2 protein-coding genes and 1 tRNA gene are annotated in these 2586 nt (G+C 41.5%); all 3 read right to left on the bottom strand.

All coding sequences use genetic code 11. The features are described from left to right. Window positions 1-143: 143 nt before the first annotated feature. A tRNA-Ser gene (locus AB4496_RS16850) sits at window positions 144-234 on the bottom strand. A 180-nt stretch (window positions 235-414) separates the two neighbouring features. After that, window positions 415-864 (bottom strand): L-alanine exporter AlaE, encoded by a 450-nt coding sequence (locus AB4496_RS16845; RefSeq protein WP_009846408.1) that lies wholly within the window; start codon window positions 862-864, stop codon window positions 415-417. Between the two features lie 248 nt (window positions 865-1112). Then, window positions 1113-2586: ATP-binding protein (locus AB4496_RS16840; protein WP_372131422.1), on the bottom strand; the 1474-nt coding region annotated here is incomplete at its 5' end.

The following is a 2586-nucleotide window of genomic DNA, read 5'->3' as shown; positions in this document are numbered from 1 at the left end:
ATACCAATCACAGTAAGCAAGTGGTCATAAATAGCGTTGGAAGGCGTGATAACTAGGCAAAGGACATTGGGCTAGAGATAGAGATAAAATATAGGTGCTCTAAAACGAGAAAACCCTAGCATTTCTGCTAGGGTTTTGAATAGTGGTGGAAGGATGGGGATTTGAACCCCAGATACGCTATAAACGTATACTCGCTTTCCAGGCGAGCGCCTTAAGCCACTCAGCCATCCTTCCACAAATTGTGTGTTGAGCTTGTCACTCAACGAGGCGCTACTTTATTGATTCTGCTTGCTTTGGTCAAGAGGCATTATCAAAAAAAGTGCCTTTTTCAGTTTGTTCGATTACAAATTAACTCATTAGATCAAAAACAAACCAAATTTCATTCTATCGTTGTACTTACGCTTGTTGCTTTTCTTAAGCTTGTTGATAGTAGCCCGGAACTCTAAACCATTTACGGCACATATCTAAGAAATAACCGTACAGCACGCCCATACCACATGAGATAACAGCGTTACTGGTGACAGCCGTAACAATCTGGTCGCTCGAAGCACCTACTGCCAATAAAATACCGGCATACACAGGTGACTGGAATAACACGTACGCCACCAAGTCAGACAAATTTTTCATCAATGAGCTTTGTGAAAGCTTTGCGCCGTTACGCAAGAACCAATCACGAAAGACTCCATAAGGCCAAGCGATAGCTATGTTTACCGGAATAGATAACGTTCGAGAAGCAAGAGACTGCTCAAACGTCATACCAGAAATAAACACTTCAACAATCATTCCAGAAATAAAACAGAAAACGACCATAGCGAATGTATCCGCAGCTGCGTTTCGAATACAGAATGGACCACGAGACTTCATTGACGATAAACCTAAAATATATCACTACTTAATTAGTGATTTAACAACACATAAACAAGGCTAGATTACACCTAGCCAGATAATGTCACTATTAAATCACAATATAAGCAGTCATACATTCCAAATTAAAAATAAAGTTGTAAATTAACAACCAAAAACCACTTTAAAAGCAGTCACTTCCACCAACAAAACCCACAAAGGTCAAATAACGAGCGATTTGTTATTATATTTCCGTAATTAAACAACAACTATGCCATAGGAAGATTTACCGTAATGCTATTGATGATTTCTTGTTCAGGAGTGAAACCGAGAGAAACCTGCTCTAAAGCTTTATCGACGTGATCTGTGAGCTTTGCATTATTCATAGGTTCAGCATGAACACGCAAGCTCTCTAATGCAGACTTAATCAGCGCTAAGTTATTATCTTCGAGCGCAACGTACAGCGTGACGAGTAGCTCTTCTGTGTTATCTTTGTTTCGTAGATCAGGTTTAGGTAGTGACTCGCTGTTACTTTGCGAATCGTTTTTTTCTACATCTAGGCTATCAAGATCATTAGCTCTAACTTCATGGTATTGGTAAAGCTTGTTTGAATAGCGGAATAACGCATCATCCAACTCACGCTCATCAATCGGTTTGGCAATAATATAATCCACACCCGCACCAAGCATACGTTCGCGAGTCTCTTTAAAGACATCAGCCGTACAACCAAACACCAGTACCGATGATATCTCACCTATCAAAGCTCGAATTGCAGTGGTTGATTCAACGCCGTCCATCACTGGCATATGGTTATCCATTAATACCAAATCAAAGCGCTCAGCCACCACGGCTTGTATCGCAAGTTCACCATTTTCGACGCTCTTACAAGTAAAGCCTTTACTGCTCATGAAAGTTTCAATAATGACTGTATTGGTTCGGTTATCTTCGACAATCAGTACCTTCAAGCCAGAGTAATCTAACTTTTTATGTGGCAAGCTCTCTATTTCGCCAGGCTGGCAAGGCTTAATCTTCAAGCGAACATCGAAGCTGGTGCCTATCCCTTCTTCACTGGTGACACTAATACTGCCTTCCATCAATTGGGCAATTTTCTTCACAATCGCTAACCCGAGACCAGTACCGCCAAAGCGTCTCGTAGTCGAAGACTCAGCTTGTTCAAACGGTTTAAAAATACGTTTTTGTGCTTCTTTAGATATACCAATACCGGTGTCGCGAACTCGAATACTAAGGTAGGTGTCACTCCCCTCTACGACTTCTTTAAGATACACCTCGACAAAGCCTCGAGAGGTAAACTTGACTGCGTTGTTTAAGAGGTTAAATAAAATTTGGCGAAGGCGTGCTTTGTCTGAGAAGTACCAACGGCCAGAAGGCACTTCGGAGTACACTTTGAATTGAAGCCCTTTCTCGGAAGACAATGTGTAATAGACACTGTTGATACTTCCTATGATTGAATCAAGCGGGAATCGTGTTTCATCCAGATCTAACCGACCCTGCTCTATCTTTGAAAAATCCAAAATTTCATTGAGTAACGTCATCATATGATCACCCGAATCATACAGGCTCTTAAGATGCTTCTCTTGCTCTGTGCTCAAAGGGGTTTTCAGTAAGATCTGAGCCGTTCCTAATACACCATTCATCGGGGTACGAATTTCGTGTGACAAGGTCGCAAGAAAGGCCGTTTTGGCATTGGTTGATGCTTGAGCTTTAACCTTCTCAGCTTCGAGA

This window comes from Vibrio sp. 10N.222.46.A1 (assembly GCF_041473595.1).
GTDB lineage: Bacteria > Pseudomonadota > Gammaproteobacteria > Enterobacterales > Vibrionaceae > Vibrio > Vibrio tasmaniensis_A.
This window is presented reverse-complemented; position numbering and strand designations above follow the sequence as displayed.